The following is a 19960-nucleotide window of genomic DNA, read 5'->3' on the forward strand; positions in this document are numbered from 1 at the left end:
GCCCTCCAGTCCCCCGGGGCTGGGGGCTCTCGGCGCTCATGCGCCGCTTTTGAAGCGGTAGCCCATCCCGGCCTCGGTGATGATGTGCCTCGGGTGAGCAGGGTCGGGTTCGAGCTTGCGGCGCAGTTGGGCCATGTAGACCCGTAGGTAGTTCGTCTCGCTCTTGTAGGCGGGACCCCACACGTCGTGCAGTAGCCGACGTTGGGTGACCAGTTGGCCCGCGTTGCGGGCCAGGATCTCCAAGATGTGCCACTCGGTAGGAGTGAGCCGTACCTCCTGTTCGTCGCGCACCACCCGCTTGGCCCCCAAATCCACGGTGAAGGTCGCCGTGTCGACGACCGGCGCCTCCTCGACGCGGACCGACCTGCGGGCCGCGGCCCGCATCCGTGCCAACAACTCGTCCACGCCGAAGGGTTTCGTCACGTAGTCGTCGGCTCCGGCGTCGAGTGACCTCACCTTTTCGCTTTCGGAGTGGCGGGCCGAGAGCACGATGATCGGAACGGCCGTCCACGAACGGAGCCGCTCGATGACCTCGCCACCCTCCATGTCGGGCAGCCCCAAGTCGAGCAGTACCAGCTCCGGAGGGTGCTTGGCCGCCACAGCCAGCGAACTCGCACCGTCCGCCGCGATATCGACGTCATGGCCACGCGCCCGCAGGTTGATCCGCATCGCGCGCACGATCTGCTCGTCGTCGTCGACGACCAGGATTCGCATTATTCGACCTCGGTTTCCACGACGGGGTGTGTGCTCGCGCTGTGGAGCGTGAATACCATAGTCAATCCGCCGCCCGGAGTGTCCTCGGCTGTCAGCGCCCCGCCCATGGCCTCGGTGAATCCGCGCGCGACCGCCAACCCCAGCCCGATCCCGCTGCCACTGGGCGTATCGCCCAGCCGTTGAAACGCCGCGAAGATGCGCTCCTTAGCCTCGTCGGGCACCCCCGGCCCATGGTCGACCACTCTGAGCTGCACCGTCTCCCCCAAAGCGCTCGCCGCCACCCGCACGGGCGCGGCGCTTTCGGGAGTGTGCCGTACGGCGTTCTCCACGACGTTGGCCACGGCTCGCTCTAGCAGCCCCCGGTCGGCGCGCACGCGGGGCAACTCCTCGGGAATGTCCACGGCAGCGTTGCTGCCGGCAGTGTGCAGCAGCGCGGCCGGCGCCACTTCCTCCAACCCGACCGGCTCGATGTTGGGCCGCACCGTGTCGGTCTGGAGGCGGCTCATATCCAGCAGGTTGCCGACCAGCCGGTTGAGTTGGTCGGTGGCGGACTCGATGCTTTCCAACAGTTCCGCCCGGTCGTGCGGATCGAGCGCGATGTCGGTGGCACGCAGACTCGACACGCTCGCCTTGATCGAGGTTAACGGGGTGCGCAGGTCGTGGGAGACGGCGGCGAGCAGCGCCGTGCGAATCCGGTTGCTCCCCGCTTGGCGCCGCGCCTCGGCGGCGTCGCGGGTCAGCCGCTGGTGTTCCAGCGCGATCCCCAGGTGGGTGGCGAACGCGCCGAGGACCCGGCGGTCGGGCGCGGCGAGCATGTGACCACGCAAGGCGAGGACGAGGGAGTCGTTGATCGAGACCAGCGCGTCACTCTCCTCAGGGCGTACGCACGGGTCGTGCCCGGCGCCGTGCAGCAGGCGCCAGTTCCGGCCGTCCTGCTGTTCCAGCAGCGCAGCCGAGCGTTGCCCGAACGTTTCGCTGATCCGTTGCAGCAGCGTGGACATGGTCTCGTCGCCGCCCAGCACGCTCCCGGCGAGCATGCTCAGCGTGCTGGCCTCGGCGCGCGCTCGGGCCGCCTGCGCCGAGCGGCGCTTGCCCAGATCCACCACGATCGCCACCGTCACGCCCACGCCGGCGGTGACCAGCAGCGCCGTGGCGTTGTCGAACTGGAACACGCCCGGCGGTGACAGGGGCGGCACCGACAGCAGCCCCAGCAGCAGCGGGCCCCATACTGCGGATACGATCGCCGGCCACAGGCCACCGATCATCGCTACGACCATCGTCAGGCCCAGCAACAGCATCGTGTCTGTAGCGGGACCGGCCAGGTTCAGCGGTGGCACCTGCAATAACCCGGCCAACGCCGGGGGCGCTAAGACGCCGGTGAGCCACCCCCAGAGGCGCCGGCCGCTTCCGACCTCGCGCAACAGCGGTGGTAGCCGTCCCCGCCCGCGCCCCACCTCCTCGTGGGTCACGATGTGGACGTCGATATCGCCGGATTTGCGGTCGACGGTCGCGCCGACGCCGGGGCCGAAGATGTACTGCCATCGGCGGCGGCGCGAGGAGCCCAGCACGATCTGGGTGGCGTTGACGCCGCGGGCGAACTCCAGGAGGGCGGTGGGGACGTCGTCGCCGATCACTTGGTGGTAGGTGCCACCGAGGTGAGCCAGGAGCCGGCGCTGCCGCGCGATCGCCTCGGGAAACACGGGAGGCAGCCCGGCGCTGGAGATCACGTGCACGGCCATGAGCCGGCTGGGGTGGGGCTGCCCGTTGCGGGAACGGGCAGCGATGCGTGCGGCGCGGCGCAGTAGCGTCTCGCCTTCAGGACCGCCGGTGAGGGCCACCACGACCCGTTCGCGCGCCTCCCACGTCTCGCGGATCTTGTGCTCGCCCCGGTAGCGCGCGAGTCCTTCCTCAACGCGGTCGGCGACCCATAGCAGCGCCAGTTCGCGCAGCGCGGTGAGGTTACCTTCGCGAAAGTAGTTGGACAGCGCGGCGTCGATCTTCTCGGCGGGGTAGATGTTGCCGTGCGACATGCGGCGCCGCAGGGCCTGCGGTGACATGTCGCACAGCTCGATCTGGTCGGCGCGCCGTACGACCTCGTCGGGGATGGTTTCCTGTTGGCGCACGCCGGTGATGTGTTCGACCACGTCGTTGAGCGAGGCCAGATGCTGGATGTTGACCGTGGAGAGCACGTCGATGCCGGCGTTGAGCAGTTCGTCGACGTCTTGCCAGCGGTTGGGGTTGCGCGCGTCGTCAGTGTTGAGGTGGGCCAGTTCGTCGACGACCGCGACCTGCGGCGCTCGTGCGAGCACGGCGGCGACGTCGAGTTCTTCGCCGTTCCCGGTGTGGCGCGGCGGCAGCACCTCCAACTGGTCGAGCAGTTCGGTCGTGCGTAATCGCCCGTGCGTGCGGGCGAGCCCGACCACCACATCGGTGCCTCGTTCCCGCCGCCGGAGCGCCTCGCTCAGCGCCGCGTAGGTTTTGCCCACTCCGGGGGCGGCCCCCAGGTAGATCCGGAGTCGTCCACGTGGCATAGCTCCATTGTGCTCCCGGGGGGCCGCTGCTCGTGGGGGCTGGGGGCGGCCCCCCTAGCCCCGGCGGAGGTGGGGGCTATTCGCAGCCCACGCCGTCGCCGTCGCGATCGAGGTGAGGGCCATAGCCGGGGTCGCCGACTCTGACCGGGGCCGCGCCCGCCGCGCGGGCGGCGTCGCAGTTCTCGTAGTAGACCGGCTCTGGTTCGGGGGCCTCGACCTGGGGAGCCGGCTGGTTCGCGCTCTCGGGTTCGGCGTCCTCGGTGACCGTCTCGGTGGTGGTGACCTCGACTTCGACCGTTTCCGTCGCGGTCGCCTCGACGGTGGCCGTTACCGTTGTCTCGACCGTGGCCGTTGCCGAGACGGTCGCGGCGGGTGCCGAGCCCGCACTCTGGCCTGTGCCGCTGCTGGCGATCCAGCCGGTACAGCTCACCAACCACAGCACCATGAATGCGGCGGCCGTGCAGCCCAGAGCGATCTGGGGAGCACGCTGGTTCGATTTCGCCGGGGCCGGTCCCCCAGGAGGCCGGCCGCCGGGGGCAACGTTGGGGGGTGGTCCGTTGGTGGGTGGGTGCACAACGCCTCCTCTCGCCTGAGAGAAGATCCTTCCAACGGGTATGGGAAATTTGTGGCAGTTGTGTCTTCTGGCCGATAGCGGACAGGGGTAAACCAGGTGACGATGGGGGGAGTGATCCCGTGCGTCCTCGCCAGTACCCCCTGGCGCTCCGCGCTGGCGAAGCAAGTGGATTAGCGTATGTCCGAAAAACGTTGTTCAAGGATTTTCGGGGTCTTGTGAACCAAACCCCCTACATCCCGCGTCCCATAACCTGGGGATGCTTCGGTCGTGGATGTCCACCAGCCGGGTTTCCCTCGTCCTCTGTCGCGCCCCCACCACGCGCGACGAGACACCCCTAGATCGCTGAATACCTGGAGGTCTCCCCTCGTGTCACCAGGATTTTCCCCCCGTGCGCTCCGCAGTGCCGGCGTGGTGTGCGTCGTGGCCGTGCTCGCGGTCGCGACGGGATGCACCAGCGACGCCGACCTGGCTGGGGGTGACACGGCAGGTTCTCAGCCCGCGGAGCCGGTGGAGTTGACGATCGCTCCCCAAGACGGCGCCAGCGAGGTCGCCCCCGACACCCCCATCACCGTCACCGCGGACAACGGCACGATCAGCGACGTGACGGTTACCGGTCCCGAGGAGGCCGACCCCGACAGTGTCGACGCCATCACTGGCACGCTTAGCGAGGACGAGACGGAGTGGACCAGTGACTGGACGCTGACCCCCGGCACCGAGTTCACCGTCACCGCTACCGGCGAGTCCGAGGCGGGTGAGACGACTGAGGTGGTCAGCTCGTTCAGCACCCTGACGGCGACCGAAGGCAAGCGGCTCGAACTCAAGGCCAACACTCCGGTCAGCGACACCGAGGTCGGGGTGGGGATGCCGGTGATGGTGGAGTTCGACTATCCGGTGCAGAACAAGGCCGCCGTCGAGGCCGCCATGGAGGTCACCTCCGAGAAGCCCGCTCAGGGAGCCTGGAACTGGTTCAGCGACAAAAGGCTGGTGTTTCGCACCAAGGAGTACTGGGAGCCGTTCCAAAAGGTCACCGTCGACATGCACCTGGCCGGTGTCGAAGCCGCCGACGGGGTCTATGGCATCGAGAACCACCGGCTGGAGTTCACCGTCGGCCGTTCCCAGATCAGCAATATCGACGAGGACAACAGCCACATGACCGTCGAGCGCGGCGGCCAGCAGGTCAAGGAGTTCCCGGTCAGTCTCGGCAGGGCCACGACCCACGAGTACACCACGACCAGCGGCACCCACCTGACCATGTCGCGCGAGACCGACTTCCGCATGAGTAACGGCACGCTGGGCGTGCCCGAGGACGACCCCGAGTACTACGACATCGAGGTCGATTACGGCGTGCGTATTAGCTGGTCGGGGGAGTACCTGCACTCCATGCCCAGCAACAACCAACTCGGCGAGGCCAACACCAGCCACGGCTGCATCAACATGAGCCTTGAGGGCGCCCGGTGGTTCTACCAGAACACGCTGTTGGGTGACCCGGTCGTCATCACCGGCACCGACCGCATCCTGCCCGTCGAGAACGGTTGGGGCTACTGGCAGCGCTCCTGGGAGGACTGGGTGGCCAACAGTGCCGTCGGCGAAGCCGACGACACCACCCAGCCGGGCACGCCGGGCTCGCCGCATGGGGGGAACGCCGCCTGATCCCCGAAACCATCGGCCTCGCGGCCGGTTCGGGGCCGGCCGACACAGGCCTTTTCACGCCGCAGCGGGCGGCGGTGGAGCTGAAATAGTTCCGCCGCCGCCCGCTGCGTGTTCTTAGCTGTGGTGACACCGAGCGCCCGGAAGGGGGCGCGGGAGCGCTCGGTGCCCGAAACGGCCGGTGTCTGCGGTCAGTCCGACATCCCGTTGGAGTTCACGGGCATGATCTGGATCTGGGGTCCCCATGACATCGGCGCGTCGAAGATCTCGTCAGTGGTGATCTCGTTGGGCAGCACCTGGACAAAGGGGTTCACATCGTGGTGCTCCTCGGCCAGCGCCGCCGAAGCGGCTCCCAGCGGCAGGGCAGCCACGGCGCTCACGGCGGCCACACGAGCGATGTTGCGTTTCAAAGTCATGTCAATACTCTATGGAGTTTTCGCAATGTGTGTTTATGGTTTCACGAAAAGTGATAATCACCTCGCTGTGGCGTGACCGCCTTGCTCGCCTGGCGGGGAAGAGGCCCGTTCGTCCGCGTCCGGCCTCGCCGTACCTGTCACGCTCCGCCGAAAACGGCCTGGTAGGTCGCGTGCGGCGCTTCCACCGCACCGGCCAGGGCCCCTTGCCTCCTGACAGCGCGTCGGCGGCAGCGGTGACGCGGCGGCGCCGCACCCTGCTGCGGTTCGCCGGCTCCCCCAGCCGCCTCGGCTTCGGCGAGCGCCTGTTCGGCTCAGTTGCCTGGCTCGCCGCCGTCTCCTTTCGCTTCCCCACCATTTTCCGGGGTGGTGGATGGGGGAGGACTGGTGTGTGACAAGGCTTGCCCGGTGCCCGTCGCCGTTGACGGATGGGACAGATCAAGGGATGCCGGCTCCGGAGGCTAGGGCGTGATCGCCGACACCTCTTCCGGTTTGTGGTTTTTGCTCGGTACGGGTAGTACGTTTTGCCGGGACCCACGTCGCCGTCCTCAGCGTCGGTGTTCCCATGCGCGCCCGAGGCCGGTGCCGCGTACGGCCCACCGGGGCGGAGAGCGGCGGCACTGCACAGCAAGCGGTACACGCGCGAGGGGCAAGTCATGGCCAGCGAGAAATGGACAGCGGTACGACTACCGGACCAAAAAGGCAAGACCGTGGTCATCACCGGCGCGAACTCCGGCCTGGGCCGGGCCGCGGCGGAGAAGCTGGCCGAAGCCGGCGCGCACGTGGTGCTCACCGCGCGCGACGAGGAGAAGGGCACGGCGGCGGTGCGCGACATCACCGAGCGCTTCCCCGAGGCCAAGGTGGAGCTGGAACTCCTCGATCTGGCCGACTTGGCGTCGGTGCGGGAGTTCGCCGCGCGCTATCCTCACGACCACATCGATGTGCTGATGAACAACGCCGGTGTCATGGATCTACCGCTGCGCCGCACCGCTGACGGTTTCGAGATGCAGTTCGGCACCAATCACCTTGGACACTTCGCGCTGACCGGCCTGCTGCTGCCCAAGCTCGGCGCGGCATCGGGGGTGCCGCGCGTGGTGACGGTCAGCAGCGGCATGCACCGCGCGGGCGGGCTGGACCTCGACGACCTCAACTGGGAGCGGCGCTCGTACAACTCCTGGCGGGCCTATGGCCAGTCGAAGCTGGCGAATCTGCTGTTCACCTCCGAACTGCACCGCCGCGTCCAGCAGGCGGGGGGCGAACTGCTCAGCGTCGCCGCGCACCCGGGCTATGCCGGGACGAACCTCCAACTTGTCGGGGGGCAAATGCGCGGCTCGGTGGTGCGCGAGACCGTGGGGCGGGTGGCCAACCGGTTGTTCTCGCAGAGCCCTCTTGCCGGGGCCTGGCCGCAGATCTACGCGGCGGTGATGCCCAGAGTCAGCGGCGATGAGTACTACGGGCCGCGCAACGGCAGGACCGGCCCGCCCGCCCGCAACTCCCGCTCCGAGGCCGCCCGCGACGAGGAGAGCGCCCGCCGCCTCTGGGAGCTCTCCGAGGAGCTGACCGGCGTCACCTACGACTTCACCTCGTTGAAGCCCTAGCCCGCCGGCCACGACGCGGCAGGCCAGCCTCCCGCCACCCTTGGCTTTGGGGCGGGAGGCTGTGCGCCGCGTCAGCGGCAGGGGGTCTCCGCCGAAGTGGGGCGCCACCGCGGTCGGTCGACTGTGCCGCGACCGTGCTCTGGCGAGCGGGACGCGGCGCTCCCGCCGCCCGGTTTGATTCCATCATTGACATGCCCTGGTTTACGGACTAATACTTAAGTACATGCTTAACCAAAGCGATCCGCTCGACCTGGTTTTCCAGGCCCTCGCGGACCCGACCCGGCGCTCCATGGTGGAACGGCTCAGCCGTGGCCCTGTCACGGTCAGCGAGCTCGCCAAGCCGCTGGAGATGTCACTGCCGGCAGTGGTCCAGCACCTACAGGTCCTGGAGACCAGCGGGATCGTCCGGTCAGAGAAGGTCGGGCGCGTCCGCACCTGCCGTATCGAACCCGAGGCGCTCGGTACGGCCGAACAGTGGATCACCCAACGGCGCAGAAGTTGGGAGCGTCGCCTTGACCGCCTCGGCGACTACCTCGCCGAGCAACATCCCGATAGCCAGGAGTGAACCATGGCCGAGCGATCTGTCGTTCACGACACGTTCGTCATCGAACGCAGCTACCCCGCTTCACCCGCGCAGGTCTTCGCCGCATGGGCCGACCCCGCCGCCAAGGCCCGCTGGTTCGCCGGCCCCGACGAATGGGCCCGCGACCACTTCGAGATGGACTTTCGAGTCGGCGGGCGCGAGAGCAACAGCGGCGGGCCGCAGGAGGGCCCCACGCACGTCTTCGACGCCGTCTATCAGGACATCGTTCCTGACGAGCGCATCGTCTACTCCTACACCATGGATCTCGACGGCCGGCGTATCTCGGCTTCTGTGGCCACCGTGGAGTTTCGGCCCGAAGACGGCGGCACGCGGTTGGTCTTCACCGAGCAGGGGGCGTTCCTCGACGGCCTCGACGAGTCGCGCTGGCGCCAGCAAGGCACCAATGACCTGCTCGACGCCCTGGGCGTGGAGCTGGGCCGTATCCCGGCCACTGCCTGAGGGCTCCGCCCTCCCGCGGTGCTGTTCCGCTGGTCGCCTCGGCCGTGCGCTCCCACACGCTGCGCGCGCCTGCCGGCTACGCGGAGCCGCACCGTGACCAGGCGCCGCGCCGGCCTGACGGGAGCAAACCGGCGCGGCGCCGCGTGACGTGTCGCCTAGAAGATCACGTCACTGCACGAGTAGAAGACCTGGTCCATGTGGCTGGCCTGCCAGATCATGTAGACGATGTGGCGCCCAGTGCGCCCCGGGGCGCTGGCCTCGATCTCGACCAGGACACCGCCGCCGCTGCCGGCGGTTTCACCCTCGCCGGGAGCGATAACCCCGGTCTCGGCGACCAGTTCGAGGTCGTCCCACCCCAGCGGTTCGGTCGTGGGGTCGTAGCCCTGTTCGGTGACGTAGATCCGGTAGTAATCCGCTCCGTGCTCCGCTTGGTCCTGCACGGTCACCGTAAAGTCGTTGTCGAGTTCGGTGGCGTGCCACTCGCCGGGAACGTCCATCGCACTGTAGCGCCCGTCTTGGGTCTGGCCGGCGCTGCACAGTTGCCCGTCGGGGATGGCGCCCTGGTGGTCACCGTTGACGTAGGTGCGGTACAGCCCGTTCCAGTTCCACATCGCGTTGGAGTTGGCCTGCCAGGCTTGCCAGCACATCGGGTCTTCGGTCTGCATGGCGGGGTCTTGGAAGTTGCTGCCCCACCGTTCCCAACAGCCGTAGTGGCGTGAAGCGGGGTCGATCGCGGAGCCGTGGGCGGCGGCGTTGCCCACCAGCACCGTGGACAGCAGCATAAGGACCGTCGAGGCTACGACGGTGGCGCGGCGCGTCAGGGGGCCACGACGAGGCGGGGTGAAGGACATTGTGCCTCCAGGATTTGGGGGATGTTAATTCGCGCAATTCCCGCTATTGCACTTGAATGGGAATGTTAGTTCTGCTTCGTGTGTCCATCAAGAGGTCGTTGAATGATCAATTAGCCAGGTTCGGTTACAGTGAATCTTGGTCTTTGATGTGGTCACCGCTCCCCCGTGGGGTGATGGTTGGTTCCCGCTCTTCGTTCGATTGTTGTGGGGGAATGAACGGAAAAATAAGGAAAGCGGTTGAGGTGGCTCTCGGCGGGAGATAGGTGTCGTATGCGGCCGGGCTTTCCGGGAAAGTGAACTGCGGCTCGGATGGCTGGGCTCCCACCCGTGCTGGGGCGCTCGTCCGTCGCGATGGGGGCTTTGGGTGCGGGCTCTGCTGGCAGCGCGAGGTTGTGTGCACGTGAGGGGGCCGCTGTCGGTCTGGGTGTCGTGGCTTCCCCGGCCACCAATTGTAATCAAGGTGGAGCTTAAGGTAATGTGGGCTGTCCTGATAAAGCTCGATCGAGATGTGATGGCGTGGAACCGGCGGTTGGTGGCATGGGGACAGTGGAAAGGTTAGCGAGCCGGTGCTTATCCCCCCCGGGTAGTTGAAAGTTGTCGGTCTTTCCGTCTTTTCACTGTGGCCAGTGCTCCGAAATTAAGATCACGGTAATTTCATGATCGGGAGGTACGCGCGATGGGGAAGCCAGCCGTAACCCCCACCGTTGACGAGCTTGCGAGCATGACCGACCAGGAACTGAAAGCCCACATCTCCGACCATCTTGGTGAGGAGAACACCGAACTGTGGGAACACCTCACCGGGCCGCGGCTCTACAACCGCACCCGCGCCATCCTGGTGGGCCTGCTGCGAAGCGTTGAACTGCACGCCAACACCGAACGCGCCGCTCTCGACAAGCTCCAAGCCGAATGCCTGGCCGAAGGTCCCGCCGCGCGAGGGCGGTTCTTCCGAGCCCGTAGTGAGTACGAGGCGCGCAAGCGCAGCCGCAACGGGTTCAAGCGCCTCGTCGAACGCCGGATGCAGCAGCTCAAGGCCGCCAAGCGCAACAACCATGAACTCAACCAGGCGCTCAACCACGATCGGCACCGCTTCGCGCTCTCCGAACTGGCGCTGGCCGTCTACGCCCATCGCGACACCATGATCCGCGACCAGATCACCCCCGACGAGCACGATCTGCGGCTCTGGGAAGCACTGAGCAGCATCACCGTCGAGGTTGGCGGGCGCACGGTGACGCTGGGGGAGGCCATCGAGTACGGCTACTGGAGCGAGCCCAAGCCCGCTGCGGACAACTCCGGGAACTCGTGAGGCCACCTCCGCGGCCGTGGGTGCTCTCGGCGAGGTGGCGTGTGCGTCGAATCGCTGTTGTTGTGCGCTCCCGAGCGTTCCTTCGCGCATGAAACGTATTTCGGTAAGCGCTTTCTAATGGGCGATGCGTCCGGGCGTCGACATTATCGGAGGTAGCGGCGCCAAGGGGGTTTGTCGGATTTTCCTTGACTTCCACTGACCCCCCGCTTAACGTGATGCGCGCCATATCGTCATGTGGCTCCGGTCGCAGTTCGCTGGGCCGGTTAGCTATCTCAAGCCGGTACATAAGGAGCGACCAGGGACATTTTGCTGTTTTGGGAGCGCTCCCACTGATTCTGACCTTTGGTCGCCTGCTCGGTTGCCCGTGTGGCCAGACCTCTCGGTAGGCGAACATCCCCCACGAAAGGATTGAAACAGTGTTCAAACGGCGGACTACGGCAGGACGGCTGCGCAACAGCGCGGCAGCCGCCGCCGTCGGAGTATCGCTGCTGGCCCCCATGCTCACGGCCACGCCCGCCGCGGCGGCCGAGGGCGATGACTGGCTGCGCACCGAGGGCAACACGATCGTCGACGCCAACGGCAACGAGGTGTGGCTGACCGGCGCCAACTGGTTCGGCCTCAACACGACCGAACGTTTCTTCCACGGCCTGTGGTCGGCCAATATCGAAGACATCACCAAGGCCATGGCCGATCGTGGCCTCAACATGATCCGGGTGCCCATCAGCACCGAGCTCATGCTCGAATGGCGCGACGGCCAGGACGAGGTGCCCAGCGGCATCAACACCTACGCCAACCCCGAGCTTGAGGGCCTGACCACGCTGGAGGTCTTCGACTACTGGCTGGACCTGTGCGACGAGTACGGCCTCAAGGTCATGCTCGACGTCCACAGCGCCGAAGCCGACAACTCCGGCCACGTCTACCCCATGTGGTACAAGGGCGACATCACCCCCGAGGACTTCTACGTCGCATGGGAGTGGATCACCGAGCGCTACAAGAACGACGACACCATCCTCGCGATGGACGTCCAAAACGAGCCGCACGGCAAGCACAGTGAGTCCCCGCGCGCCAAATGGGACGACTCCGAGGACATCGACAACTGGAAGCACGCCTGCGAGACCGCGGGCAACCGCATCCTCGACATCAACCCCAACGTGCTCATCATGTGCGAGGGCATCGAGGTCTACCCCAGGGACGGCACGTCCTGGTCCTCCACCGACGAGGACGACTACCACTTCAACTGGTGGGGCGGTAACCTGCGCGGCGCCGCCGACCACCCGATCGACCTCGGCGAGCACCAGGACCAACTCGTCTACTCGCCACACGACTACGGTCCCTCGGTCCACCAACAACCCTGGTTCGAGGGCGAGTGGGACCAGCAGAGCCTCATCGAGGACGTGTGGCGCCCCAACTGGTTCTATCTCCACGAGAACGAGACCTCGCCGCTGTTCATGGGCGAGTGGGGTGGCCACCTCGACGGGGGCGACAACGAGAAGTGGATGACCGCTCTGCGCGGGTTCATGATCGACAACCAGATTCACCACACCTTCTGGTCGCTCAACCCCAACTCCGGTGACACCGGCGGGCTGCTGGACTACGACTGGAGCACCTGGAACGAGAAGTACGACTTCCTCAAGCCCGCTCTGTGGCAGCACGACGGCAAGTTCGTCGGCCTGGACCACGAGGTCCCGTTGGGCAGCAGCGCCACCGGTACCACCGTCAGCGCCGTCTACGGCACCGGCGGCAGTGATGACGGCGGCGACGACGGCGGTGACGACGGCAGTGATGACGGCGGTGACGACGGCACCACCACGCCCGAGCTGAAGGCGCAGTACAAGAACAGCAACAGCGACACCTCCGGCAACCAGATCCGCCCCGTCATCCAGGTGAGCAACACCGGCAGCACCGACGCCGACCTATCGCGGGTCTCGGTGCGCTACTACCTCACCAAGGAAGGGTCGGCGTCACTGAGCTACACCTGCGACTACGCGGCGATCGACTGCTCCAACGTCTCCGGCTCGTTCCAGGCGATGGCCACCCCCACCGCTGAAGCCGACACCTACCTGGAGCTGTCGCTGTCGGGCACGCTGGCGCCCAACGAGTCCACCGGCGACATCCAAAACCGCATCAACAAGTCGGACTGGTCGAACTTCGACGAGAGCAACGACTACAGCCACGGCACCAACACCAGCTACGCCGACGCCGAGAACATCACGATCCACGTCGACGGTGAGCTGGTCTGGGGCACCCCGCCCGCGTGACGAGTCCATGACAGCCATCTGAAAAAGCGTGGACTCGGCGCCCCGAGTCCGCGTACCCCCCAGCGGTGGCCGGGCATTCACCGTCATGCCCGGCCACCGCTCCTATACGGCCAATATGCGCCCGGATCTTCGCTGGACCCAAGTGTGGTCCCCGCTCCCCACGCCTCACCAGCCTCGGAACGGGCCGGGCACGCCGCTATGCCCCTCACGTCAACCGGGCGATCTCGGCTGCCACCTCGTCGGCTCGGGGGTCGGCCATGGAGCGCAAGATGTCCAGCGCCGCGCCGAGTTGGCTGCGCGCCGCCTCGTTGTGCTCCGCCGCGGCGTGCGCTCTGCCCAGGCCCATGCGGGCGACGGCCTCACCCTCCAAGTTGTGCATCTCGGAAAAGACGGCGATCGCCGTCTTGTACTCCGCGACGGCCGTCTCGTAGCGGCCCGCGGCGGTGAGGATCGCGGCGAGGCAGCACCTGGCCCACGCCACGGTCCAGGTGTCGGAGATGTCGATGAACAGGGCGATCGCGGCACGGGCACGCTCCAGCGCGGCCTCGAAGCGCCCCTGGTCCCGTTCGCAGTCGGCCAGACTCAGCAGCGCCATCCCCTCCCCGCGCCGCTCCTCGGCACGGCGGAACACGGCCGCGGCTTCCTGGAGCAGCACCTGCGCCTGCTCGTCTCCTCCGCGGTTCCACCGCAGCGTACCGAGTTGGCGCAGCGCGAACCCCTCGGTCCAGTCGTCGCCCGCCTCCCGGGCCGTCGTCAGCGCCGCGTCGTAGTGCTCCACGGCCGTCGCCCCGTTGCCCATGGACCACTCGGCGTCGGCCAGGCCGAGCAGGTTGCGCGCCTGCCCGTGCCGGTCATCCAACGTCCGTGCCGCTTCGAGGCCGGTCAGGTGGATGTCGCGCCATTCGACCCAGTGCCACGTGTACTCGAACAGCGGGTAGACGGTCGCCGGAAGCCGCCAGGCCAGGTCGTCGAGCCCCTGCTTGGGCAGGGCGCGGATCGTCTGCACGATGGTGGCCCGCTCCCGCGCGAACCAGGTGAGGGCTGCCGTGGCCGACTCGAAGACCGCCGGTTCGCCGTACTCGCCCCCGTCGAAGGCGACGAAACGGAAGTTCGGCAATACCGCTCGTACGGCGTTGCGCGCGCTCACCACATACCAGGCTCCCAACCGGCCGAGCACCACGGCCTCCTGACCGGCGGGCTCTTCGGCCCGGAAGCGTTCGACCGCGTATACCCGCAGCAGGTCGTGCAGCCGGTAGCGGCCCTCTCCCAGGCGTTGCAGCAGGCTCGCTCCGGCGAGGTGCTCCAGGAGCCGGCGTGTCCGGCTCACCGGCAGGGCCACCGCCGCCGCGCACGCGGTCGGTCCGAACTCGGTGCCCGGATATGTCCCCAGGGTCCGGAAGAGTCGTGCGGCCTCGGCGGACAGCGCGCCGTAGGAGGCGGAGAAGACCGCGCGGACGTCGCTCAGTTCGTCACCCGTGACGCCGAGCTCGTCGAGACGGGCGTCCTCGGCTGAGAGGTCGGCCATGACGGTGCCCAGCGCGGTTTCGGGCAGTTCGTTCAGCCGCTCGGCGAGGATGCGCAGCGCCAGGGGCAGGCGCGCGCACTGGTCCACCAGCTTACGCGCGGCCTCGGGTTCGGCGTCGACCCGCGATGCTCCCAGGTGTTCGCGGAGCAGGACGAGCGACTCTTCGACGGAGAGCGTCTCCAACGTCATTTTGCGGGCTCCTTCACGCGCCGCCAGGCCGGGCAGGGTACTGCGGCTGGTGATCAGCACCAGGCATGTGGGGGAGGCGGGGAGTAGCGGTCTGACCTGCTCGACGGAAAGCGCGTCGTCGACCAGGAGGAGCATGCGCTTGCCGTTGACACGGGACCGGAAGAGGCCGGCCTTGCCGTCGAGGTCGAGGGGGATGCGGTCGGGCGGGACGTCGAGGGTGCGCAGCAGGGAGTCGAGGGCGGCGGCCGCATCCAGGCGGGGGCCGGGACCATGGCCGTGGAGGTTGACGTAGAGGTCGCCGTCGACGAAGCGGGCACGGACTCGGTGCGCCCAGTGCAGGGCCAGCGCGGTCTTGCCGATACCGGGAGCGCCGCCGATCGCGGAGATGACGACGGCCGCGGCGGCTCCCTGCGTCCGCCCGTCCGCCGTGGACGCCAGCAGCGCGTCGAGCCGGTCGAGTTCGGCGCGGCGGTTGACGAACCCGGATGCGGCCAGCGGCAACTGCCGGGGTACGGGGGCGCGCTTGGCGGGGGCCGCCGTGATGTTCACGCCCCCGTGGATCTCCCCGGCCTGCACGGCGGCGCCGATATTTCCGGCCAGCCGGTTCTGCATACCGGCGCCGCCGTGCGTTCCCTCGGCATCGGCCGAACGGGCCGAGGGGTCGCTGCTGCCGTCTGCCATCGCCGCCTCTCAGCGCGGACGCATGTATGTGTCGAACCGCGCCTCGTACTCGTGGTAGGGGATGGAGAGATGCACCGCGCGGTCCCGCCATGCGCAGGCCGCCGCGACGGAGTCCGGGTCGTCGACCAGTTCGGTGGTCAGCAGCGCCCCCTCGGCGGTGTAGTTCATGACCAACAGCCGACGGGAGTCGAACAGCCAGTAGTCGAGGCGAGGGAGCTCATCCGGCCACTCGCCTTCCTCGACAGCGAGGATGCGGATGTTCTCGCCCGCGGTGACGTTGCTGCGGTAAGCCCACGCGCATTCGAACCGCACGTAGTCGGAAAGCGGTTCGGTGACGACGTGGACTCTGCTGTAGGTCCGTCCGTTACCGATCCCTTCCCGGATCTCCGCCTGCCACTCCTTCAGAATCGATGATCGTTCTATCTCTCCGCCCAGGAATCGACGAAAAGGTTCTCTCTCATCCTCGGATTCATAGCGCTGCAACGTCTCCAGGCGAAACGCGCTGAAACGGAAGTCGGTGAACAGCCGTTCGACTTCGTCCCAGTTGATTGGTTCTCCCGTGGCGACGTCGTTCACTGCTGTCCGCGCATCCGGTACCGCTCGATCGCCTCGATGACGATCTCGGGGGAGATCCGTACCGCTGTCTCGCCGCGGAGCGGGTTCTGAACCGCCGACATCTCCGTTTCAGTCAACTCTTGCCCCTGAACGACCAGTTCGCCCGTCTCCGCCATGTACACAGATGGACAACCCTTTACGCCTGACTTGTTGTCTTTGGCGAGCAACACGAGATCCATGTTTCCTCTGATTCGATTTGCGGTGCAGAATCATTTTCCAAGCTAACATCAGGGATATCATTCCCACCAGAGAATGGCCGGAGTCGGCTATTCCGGAATATAGGATTCTCGCACTTCAGAAACCGTCTCTTCGTCGTTCTCGGTGGAAGCCCTCACCAGGCGTTTCAGGTCTGCGGCAAAAAGAACGTCACGAACACTTTCCGCATGTCGGTCGGGGGTCTCGTCCGGTCCCTCGTCGGCGGTCATGTCATCTCCTCCTCGCCCGAGAGGCCGCCACGACGTTCGCATGCTTTCTTGACGGTAATCGTTGGTGCCCCCGCATGTCGCGGGGGACACAGCCCTCTGCTCAGCGGCTGGGGGGAGGACTGTAGGGATCGTCGTCGGCTCGCGCCTCGATCGCTGCGCGCCCGCAGACCCAGCCCGCCCACCACACCCTCACCACCGTCAGCCGCCCACACCAACCCCAGCAATCGGACACCACCCCAGCGCCGCCCCCACGCACCACCGGCCCTCGCCACTCCCCTGCCATGTTCGCGAAACCCCAGCTCACCGGCTGATCAACGCGTCTCGCGAAGTTCGCGGAAATTTTTCGGCGAAAAATCGTTGTCCCTCGCCGGGCCGGTGGCTCTTACAGGTGTACGCGCAACGACCGCACCCGCACCGAGGAGCACCTCGTGAGTACATTCGCCGCCCGCGCCGCCGCCCTTTCCGCGCTGTGCGCCACGGCCACCCTGCTGGGGCCGCTCACCGCCCTGCCGGCGCTCGCCGAGCCCACCCTGCCCACCCCGCCCGTCGAGATCCGGGAGGAGCTTCCCGACCTCACCGGCCTCGACGACATTCCCCTGGAGGTCGACCCGAGCGCGCTTGGCGAGCCCGACGACTCCGACTGTGAGGACGCCGACTCCTGCGAGTCGCCCGGCGACGAGCCGGTGCTTGAGGAGGCCCCGGTCGGCGGCGAGGGCTCCGGCGACGGCGGAAGCGGCGACGGCTCGGAGGACCCGCCGCTCGAGGAGGCGACACCTGAGATGGCCCCGCCCGAGGACGTGCCGCCCGAGCGGCTGCCCACTCCGGGGGCGTTCATGGACGACGGCTGCTGGTTCCACGATGGCCACGTCACCTACTGCCCCCCGCCCGAGAAACTCCCCAAGCCGGGCCACTTCCTCGACAACGGGTGCTGGTTCTACAAGGGCGAGATCACCTATTGCCCGCCGGAGATCCCCGACGACCCCTCGGACGACCCCTCCGATGGGCCGTCAGATGAGCCCTCAGACGAGCCCTCCGACGTTTCCACCGCCGGCTTCACCTACGGCCCTTCCGACGCCCCCTCCGATGAGACCTCGGACAGCGAAACCACCCCCGACGAGGGGCACACCCCCGACGACGACACCACCGTGCCCGGCGGCAAGGACGGCCTCACCTCCGGCCTGCCGGTGACCGGCCCCAGCGCGATGCTGCTGTTCGTTGGCGGTACCGCACTGGTGGTCTGCGGCGGCGTCGCCTTCTGGATCTTCCGGCGCCGCGAGGAGCGCGACGACCCCATTCTCGACTAGCCGCGCTCTTTCCGCCCGGCCGGCTCCCGGAACTTTCGGGCGGAGCGACCGCTCCCGCCCACTCGGTTGGTGCGAATCTCGACGGGCTTCCCTAGGGCTCCGGCCACGGGGAAGCCCGCGGCTGTCCGCAGGAGCACCTGCCCTTACCCCGGCCGGCAACTCCGGGCGCCCCGCGTCCACCCGCCCCTGCCATGCCACGCGCCCCCGTCCCACCGCGGTCGTTCCCGCTTAGCCGCGGCCGACCCCACCCGCCTCCGTCTCCGGACGTTCCCCCCATCTGTACAGCGGTCGGCCTGTTGATCACGGAAAGTGGTATCGAGTCCCGTAGTGCGAACAGTGCGGATCTGCGGAGGTGATTTCCGAAACGCGAGGAGGAAACCCCGCGAAACGCGGAAACAGTGGTGAGTGATGGTCGGTGAGAATCTGGATTCTTCTGGGCTCGCTGGGTTCTGCTATGTCCGGTTCCGGCCGAGCTGTTTACTCTTGGTGATCAGCGGGGTATGTCCGCGACGACACTCCCCCCGATATTTCCGGTGAGGAACCCATGGGCACGCGCGGTAAGCGTGAAGAATGCAGCGTTTGTAAGGGCAAAGGCGGCTGGAACGAGAACGACGACGGCAGGCGCCGTTGGGTGCAGTGCTGGGGCTGTAGCGGCACGGGCGAAGTATGACCCCTGGCGAGCGGGCGGTCGCAGCGGTTGACCGGGAGCCTTTCATCCCGGAGACGATCTATGTGTCTGCCGAGGACACCGGCTGGCTGGTGCCGCTGCGCCGCACCCACGACCCCGCGACCTGGCGCGCCCACGTTCACGCTGATGCTCCTGTAGTCACCGCCGTGGAGTACGACCCGCGCCTGCCCGCTCACCTGCGCGACCCGGCCGCCGGGCGAGGAGTGGTGTCGACGTCCTCCTCCAGCAAGCCGGCCATCATGGCGCGCATGGTCGACGCTCTCCGGCTCGCCGCCGGGCACCGGGTGCTGGAGATCGGCACCGGTACCGGGTGGAACGCCGCCGTCATCTCCAACATCACCGGCCCCGGAACAGTCACCACTGTGGAGGTCACCGCCGAGTTGGCCGACGCCGCCCGCCGCGCCCTCGCCGCGACCGGGTATGAGGTGGACGTGGTGACCGGCGACGGCGAGCGCGGCCACCCGCCGAACGCCCCCTATGACCGGGTGATCGCTACGGTGGCCGTGCACACCCTGCCCTATGCGTGGGTGGCCCAGACCCGCCCCGGCGGGCTGCTGGTGGTGCCGTGGGAACCGACTTTCCACCCTGACGGGCCGCTCGCTGTGCTCCGCCGTGAGGGGGACGGTACCGCTCAAGGCAGGTTCGTGGGCCCGGCCCACTTCATGCCGCTGCACCAGCAGCGCAGCGACACGGCGGCGCCCCACGAGACCCGCGAACAGTGGGAAGCCACTGGCCGACCAGACCTGACCCGCTTCGGCGTGACCGTGACCCCCGAGGGCCAGCAGGTGTGGCTCGACGACCCCGGCACTCCTGTGCCGAGCGCCTGACCGCGTTTTCGTGGCTCCGTTGGGGCGCGGGGAGCGCTTCGGTGAGCTGGCCGCGTTGGTGTGACAGTGGGGAGCAGCCTTACTCCAGTGGGGTCTTCGGCGCTGTGTGGGTTTGGGCCGAGGGAGACGTGTGGTGTTTCCCGTCGCTCGTGCCTCGATCGCTCCGCGATCTCAGCAGCCAGGGGCGGGCTGTGGCTGGGGTGGGTGTCCTAGCGCCGCGGCCCCACAGGAATCCGCCCGGCTGCTAAGGGCGGGCTGTGCCGGGGCCCTAGTGCTGTGGTCCCATGGGGAATCTGCCGCAGGAGGTTATGCCGGGGGCTCACCTGCCACTTCTCAGGGGTGTCATCTTCCCCGAGCGGTTGCGCTCGCCTGGCACCGTGTCCGGGGTCTCCCCCTCGTGTTGTGTCTCGACCTAGCGCAGCGTTCCTTCACCCAGGAGCTACCGGCATCGTTTCACGCCCCTTAACCACCGCGTGTCCGTATCTTTTCGTGCTACCTCAACCACCGCACCCCCTTCAGGGCGCCTCAACCACCGTGCCCCCACACTTCTCGTGTCCCCCCAGCCACCGCACCCCCTTCAGGGCGCCTCAACCACCGTGCCCCCATGCTTCTCGTGTCCCCCCAGCCACCGCGCCCCCATGCTTCTCGTGTCCCCCCAGCCACCGCGCCCCCTCAGGCTGCTGAGATCGCGCAGCGATCGAGGCACGAGCGAACGGTGACGCCCTCCAGTCCCGCCAAGCACGACCACCCCCGCGCCGAGAGCACAGCGGTGTCG

General features: G+C 67.6%; 17 protein-coding genes. 8 read left to right on the forward strand and 9 right to left on the reverse strand.

The annotated features are described in order from the left end of the window. Positions 1 to 36: 36 nt before the first annotated feature. The 3 genes from ABD848_RS06660 to ABD848_RS06670 form a co-directional block, all read right to left on the reverse strand. On the reverse strand, positions 37 to 714 hold the full coding sequence (locus tag ABD848_RS06660; RefSeq protein WP_344968464.1) for a response regulator: 678 nt from the start codon (positions 712 to 714) through the stop codon (positions 37 to 39). After that, positions 714 to 3245 (reverse strand): ATP-binding protein, encoded by a 2532-nt coding sequence (locus tag ABD848_RS06665; protein ID WP_344968467.1) that lies wholly within the window; start codon positions 3243 to 3245, stop codon positions 714 to 716. The genes ABD848_RS06660 and ABD848_RS06665 overlap by 1 nt, the downstream gene beginning before the upstream one ends. A gap of 76 nt (positions 3246 to 3321) precedes the next feature. Then, positions 3322 to 3819 (reverse strand): excalibur calcium-binding domain-containing protein, encoded by a 498-nt coding sequence (locus tag ABD848_RS06670; RefSeq protein ID WP_344968469.1) that lies wholly within the window; start codon positions 3817 to 3819, stop codon positions 3322 to 3324. Between the two features lie 420 nt (positions 3820 to 4239). Here ABD848_RS06670 and ABD848_RS06675 point away from each other — a divergent pair, with 420 nt between their 5' ends. Continuing rightward, positions 4240 to 5469: a L,D-transpeptidase gene (locus ABD848_RS06675; RefSeq protein WP_344968471.1), complete on the forward strand. Its 1230-nt coding sequence runs from the start codon at positions 4240 to 4242 to the stop codon at positions 5467 to 5469. 188 nt (positions 5470 to 5657) lie between these two features. On the opposite strand, the gene ABD848_RS06680 is transcribed toward ABD848_RS06675, so the two are convergent. Further along, positions 5658 to 5882, reverse strand: a complete 225-nt coding sequence (locus ABD848_RS06680) for a hypothetical protein (protein WP_344968473.1) — start codon at positions 5880 to 5882, stop codon at positions 5658 to 5660. 653 nt (positions 5883 to 6535) lie between these two features. Here ABD848_RS06680 and ABD848_RS06685 point away from each other — a divergent pair. The 3 genes from ABD848_RS06685 to ABD848_RS06695 all read left to right on the forward strand — a co-directional run bounded on the left by ABD848_RS06685 (position 6536) and on the right by ABD848_RS06695 (position 8519). After that, positions 6536 to 7477, forward strand: coding sequence for an oxidoreductase (locus ABD848_RS06685; protein WP_344968475.1), 942 nt, complete (start codon positions 6536 to 6538; stop codon positions 7475 to 7477). A gap of 223 nt (positions 7478 to 7700) precedes the next feature. Then, positions 7701 to 8042, forward strand: a complete 342-nt coding sequence (locus ABD848_RS06690) for an ArsR/SmtB family transcription factor (protein ID WP_344968477.1) — start codon at positions 7701 to 7703, stop codon at positions 8040 to 8042. Between the two features lie 3 nt (positions 8043 to 8045). Continuing rightward, on the forward strand, positions 8046 to 8519 hold the full coding sequence (locus ABD848_RS06695) for an SRPBCC family protein (RefSeq protein WP_344968479.1): 474 nt from the start codon (positions 8046 to 8048) through the stop codon (positions 8517 to 8519). Positions 8520 to 8674: 155 nt separating this feature from the next. Here ABD848_RS06695 and ABD848_RS06700 read toward each other — a convergent pair whose 3' ends face one another. After that, entirely contained in the window at positions 8675 to 9370 is a 696-nt protein-coding gene (locus ABD848_RS06700) for a lytic polysaccharide monooxygenase auxiliary activity family 9 protein (RefSeq protein WP_344968481.1), read from the reverse strand. Positions 9371 to 10046: 676 nt separating this feature from the next. Between ABD848_RS06700 and ABD848_RS06705 the strand changes: the two genes are divergently transcribed. Continuing rightward, the gene (locus tag ABD848_RS06705) at positions 10047 to 10673 is read left to right on the forward strand and encodes a hypothetical protein (protein ID WP_344968484.1); all 627 of its coding nucleotides are present in this window, start codon (positions 10047 to 10049) and stop codon (positions 10671 to 10673) included. Positions 10674 to 11089: 416 nt separating this feature from the next. Continuing rightward, positions 11090 to 12931, forward strand: a complete 1842-nt coding sequence (locus ABD848_RS06710) for a cellulase family glycosylhydrolase (protein ID WP_344968486.1) — start codon at positions 11090 to 11092, stop codon at positions 12929 to 12931. Positions 12932 to 13136: 205 nt separating this feature from the next. Here ABD848_RS06710 and ABD848_RS06715 read toward each other — a convergent pair whose 3' ends face one another. From ABD848_RS06715 to ABD848_RS06730, 4 genes are all read right to left on the reverse strand, one after another. Next, the gene (locus ABD848_RS06715; protein WP_344968488.1) at positions 13137 to 15326 is read right to left on the reverse strand and encodes a tetratricopeptide repeat protein; all 2190 of its coding nucleotides are present in this window, start codon (positions 15324 to 15326) and stop codon (positions 13137 to 13139) included. Positions 15327 to 15335: 9 nt separating this feature from the next. Continuing rightward, the gene (locus ABD848_RS06720; protein ID WP_344968490.1) at positions 15336 to 15902 is read right to left on the reverse strand and encodes a DUF6879 family protein; all 567 of its coding nucleotides are present in this window, start codon (positions 15900 to 15902) and stop codon (positions 15336 to 15338) included. Next, complete coding sequence (locus tag ABD848_RS06725; RefSeq protein ID WP_344968493.1) at positions 15899 to 16120, reverse strand: hypothetical protein; 222 nt, start codon at positions 16118 to 16120, stop codon at positions 15899 to 15901. Before ABD848_RS06725 ends, ABD848_RS06720 begins: the two co-directional genes overlap by 4 nt. 87 nt (positions 16121 to 16207) lie before the next feature. Further along, on the reverse strand, positions 16208 to 16366 hold the full coding sequence (locus ABD848_RS06730) for a hypothetical protein (protein ID WP_344968495.1): 159 nt from the start codon (positions 16364 to 16366) through the stop codon (positions 16208 to 16210). A 428-nt stretch (positions 16367 to 16794) separates the two neighbouring features. On the opposite strand from ABD848_RS06730, the gene ABD848_RS06735 reads away from it, so the two are divergent. Both ABD848_RS06735 and ABD848_RS06740 read left to right on the forward strand, forming a co-directional pair. Next, positions 16795 to 17670 carry a hypothetical protein gene (locus ABD848_RS06735; RefSeq protein WP_344968498.1) on the forward strand — a complete coding sequence of 292 codons (876 nt, stop codon included), beginning with the start codon at positions 16795 to 16797 and terminating at the stop codon, positions 17668 to 17670. Between the two features lie 666 nt (positions 17671 to 18336). After that, a complete protein-coding gene (locus ABD848_RS06740) occupies positions 18337 to 19185 on the forward strand; it encodes a methyltransferase domain-containing protein (protein ID WP_344968501.1) in 849 nt (282 codons plus the stop codon). Positions 19186 to 19960 lie beyond the last annotated feature (775 nt).

Origin of the sequence: Salinactinospora qingdaonensis (genome assembly GCF_039539445.1) — a bacterium.
Classification (GTDB): Bacteria; Actinomycetota; Actinomycetes; order Streptosporangiales; family Streptosporangiaceae; genus Salinactinospora; species Salinactinospora qingdaonensis.

What these genes read in the sequence shown, in the direction of transcription:
- ABD848_RS06705 (WP_344968484.1), top strand. Translation starts at nt 10,047, where the DNA reads ATGGGGAAGCCAGCCGTAACCCCCACCGTTGACGAGCTTGCGAGCATG.
- ABD848_RS06740 (WP_344968501.1), top strand. Translation starts at nt 18,337, where the DNA reads ATGACCCCTGGCGAGCGGGCGGTCGCAGCGGTTGACCGGGAGCCTTTC.
- ABD848_RS06695 (WP_344968479.1), top strand. Translation starts at nt 8,046, where the DNA reads ATGGCCGAGCGATCTGTCGTTCACGACACGTTCGTCATCGAACGCAGC.
- ABD848_RS06685 (WP_344968475.1), top strand. Translation starts at nt 6,536, where the DNA reads ATGGCCAGCGAGAAATGGACAGCGGTACGACTACCGGACCAAAAAGGC.
- ABD848_RS06680 (WP_344968473.1), bottom strand. Translation starts at nt 5,882, where the DNA reads ATGACTTTGAAACGCAACATCGCTCGTGTGGCCGCCGTGAGCGCCGTG.
- ABD848_RS06715 (WP_344968488.1), bottom strand. Translation starts at nt 15,326, where the DNA reads ATGGCAGACGGCAGCAGCGACCCCTCGGCCCGTTCGGCCGATGCCGAG.
- ABD848_RS06660 (WP_344968464.1), bottom strand. Translation starts at nt 714, where the DNA reads ATGCGAATCCTGGTCGTCGACGACGACGAGCAGATCGTGCGCGCGATG.
- ABD848_RS06665 (WP_344968467.1), bottom strand. Translation starts at nt 3,245, where the DNA reads ATGCCACGTGGACGACTCCGGATCTACCTGGGGGCCGCCCCCGGAGTG.
- ABD848_RS06690 (WP_344968477.1), top strand. Translation starts at nt 7,701, where the DNA reads ATGCTTAACCAAAGCGATCCGCTCGACCTGGTTTTCCAGGCCCTCGCG.
- ABD848_RS06700 (WP_344968481.1), bottom strand. Translation starts at nt 9,370, where the DNA reads ATGTCCTTCACCCCGCCTCGTCGTGGCCCCCTGACGCGCCGCGCCACC.
- ABD848_RS06730 (WP_344968495.1), bottom strand. Translation starts at nt 16,366, where the DNA reads ATGACCGCCGACGAGGGACCGGACGAGACCCCCGACCGACATGCGGAA.
- ABD848_RS06725 (WP_344968493.1), bottom strand. Translation starts at nt 16,120, where the DNA reads ATGGATCTCGTGTTGCTCGCCAAAGACAACAAGTCAGGCGTAAAGGGT.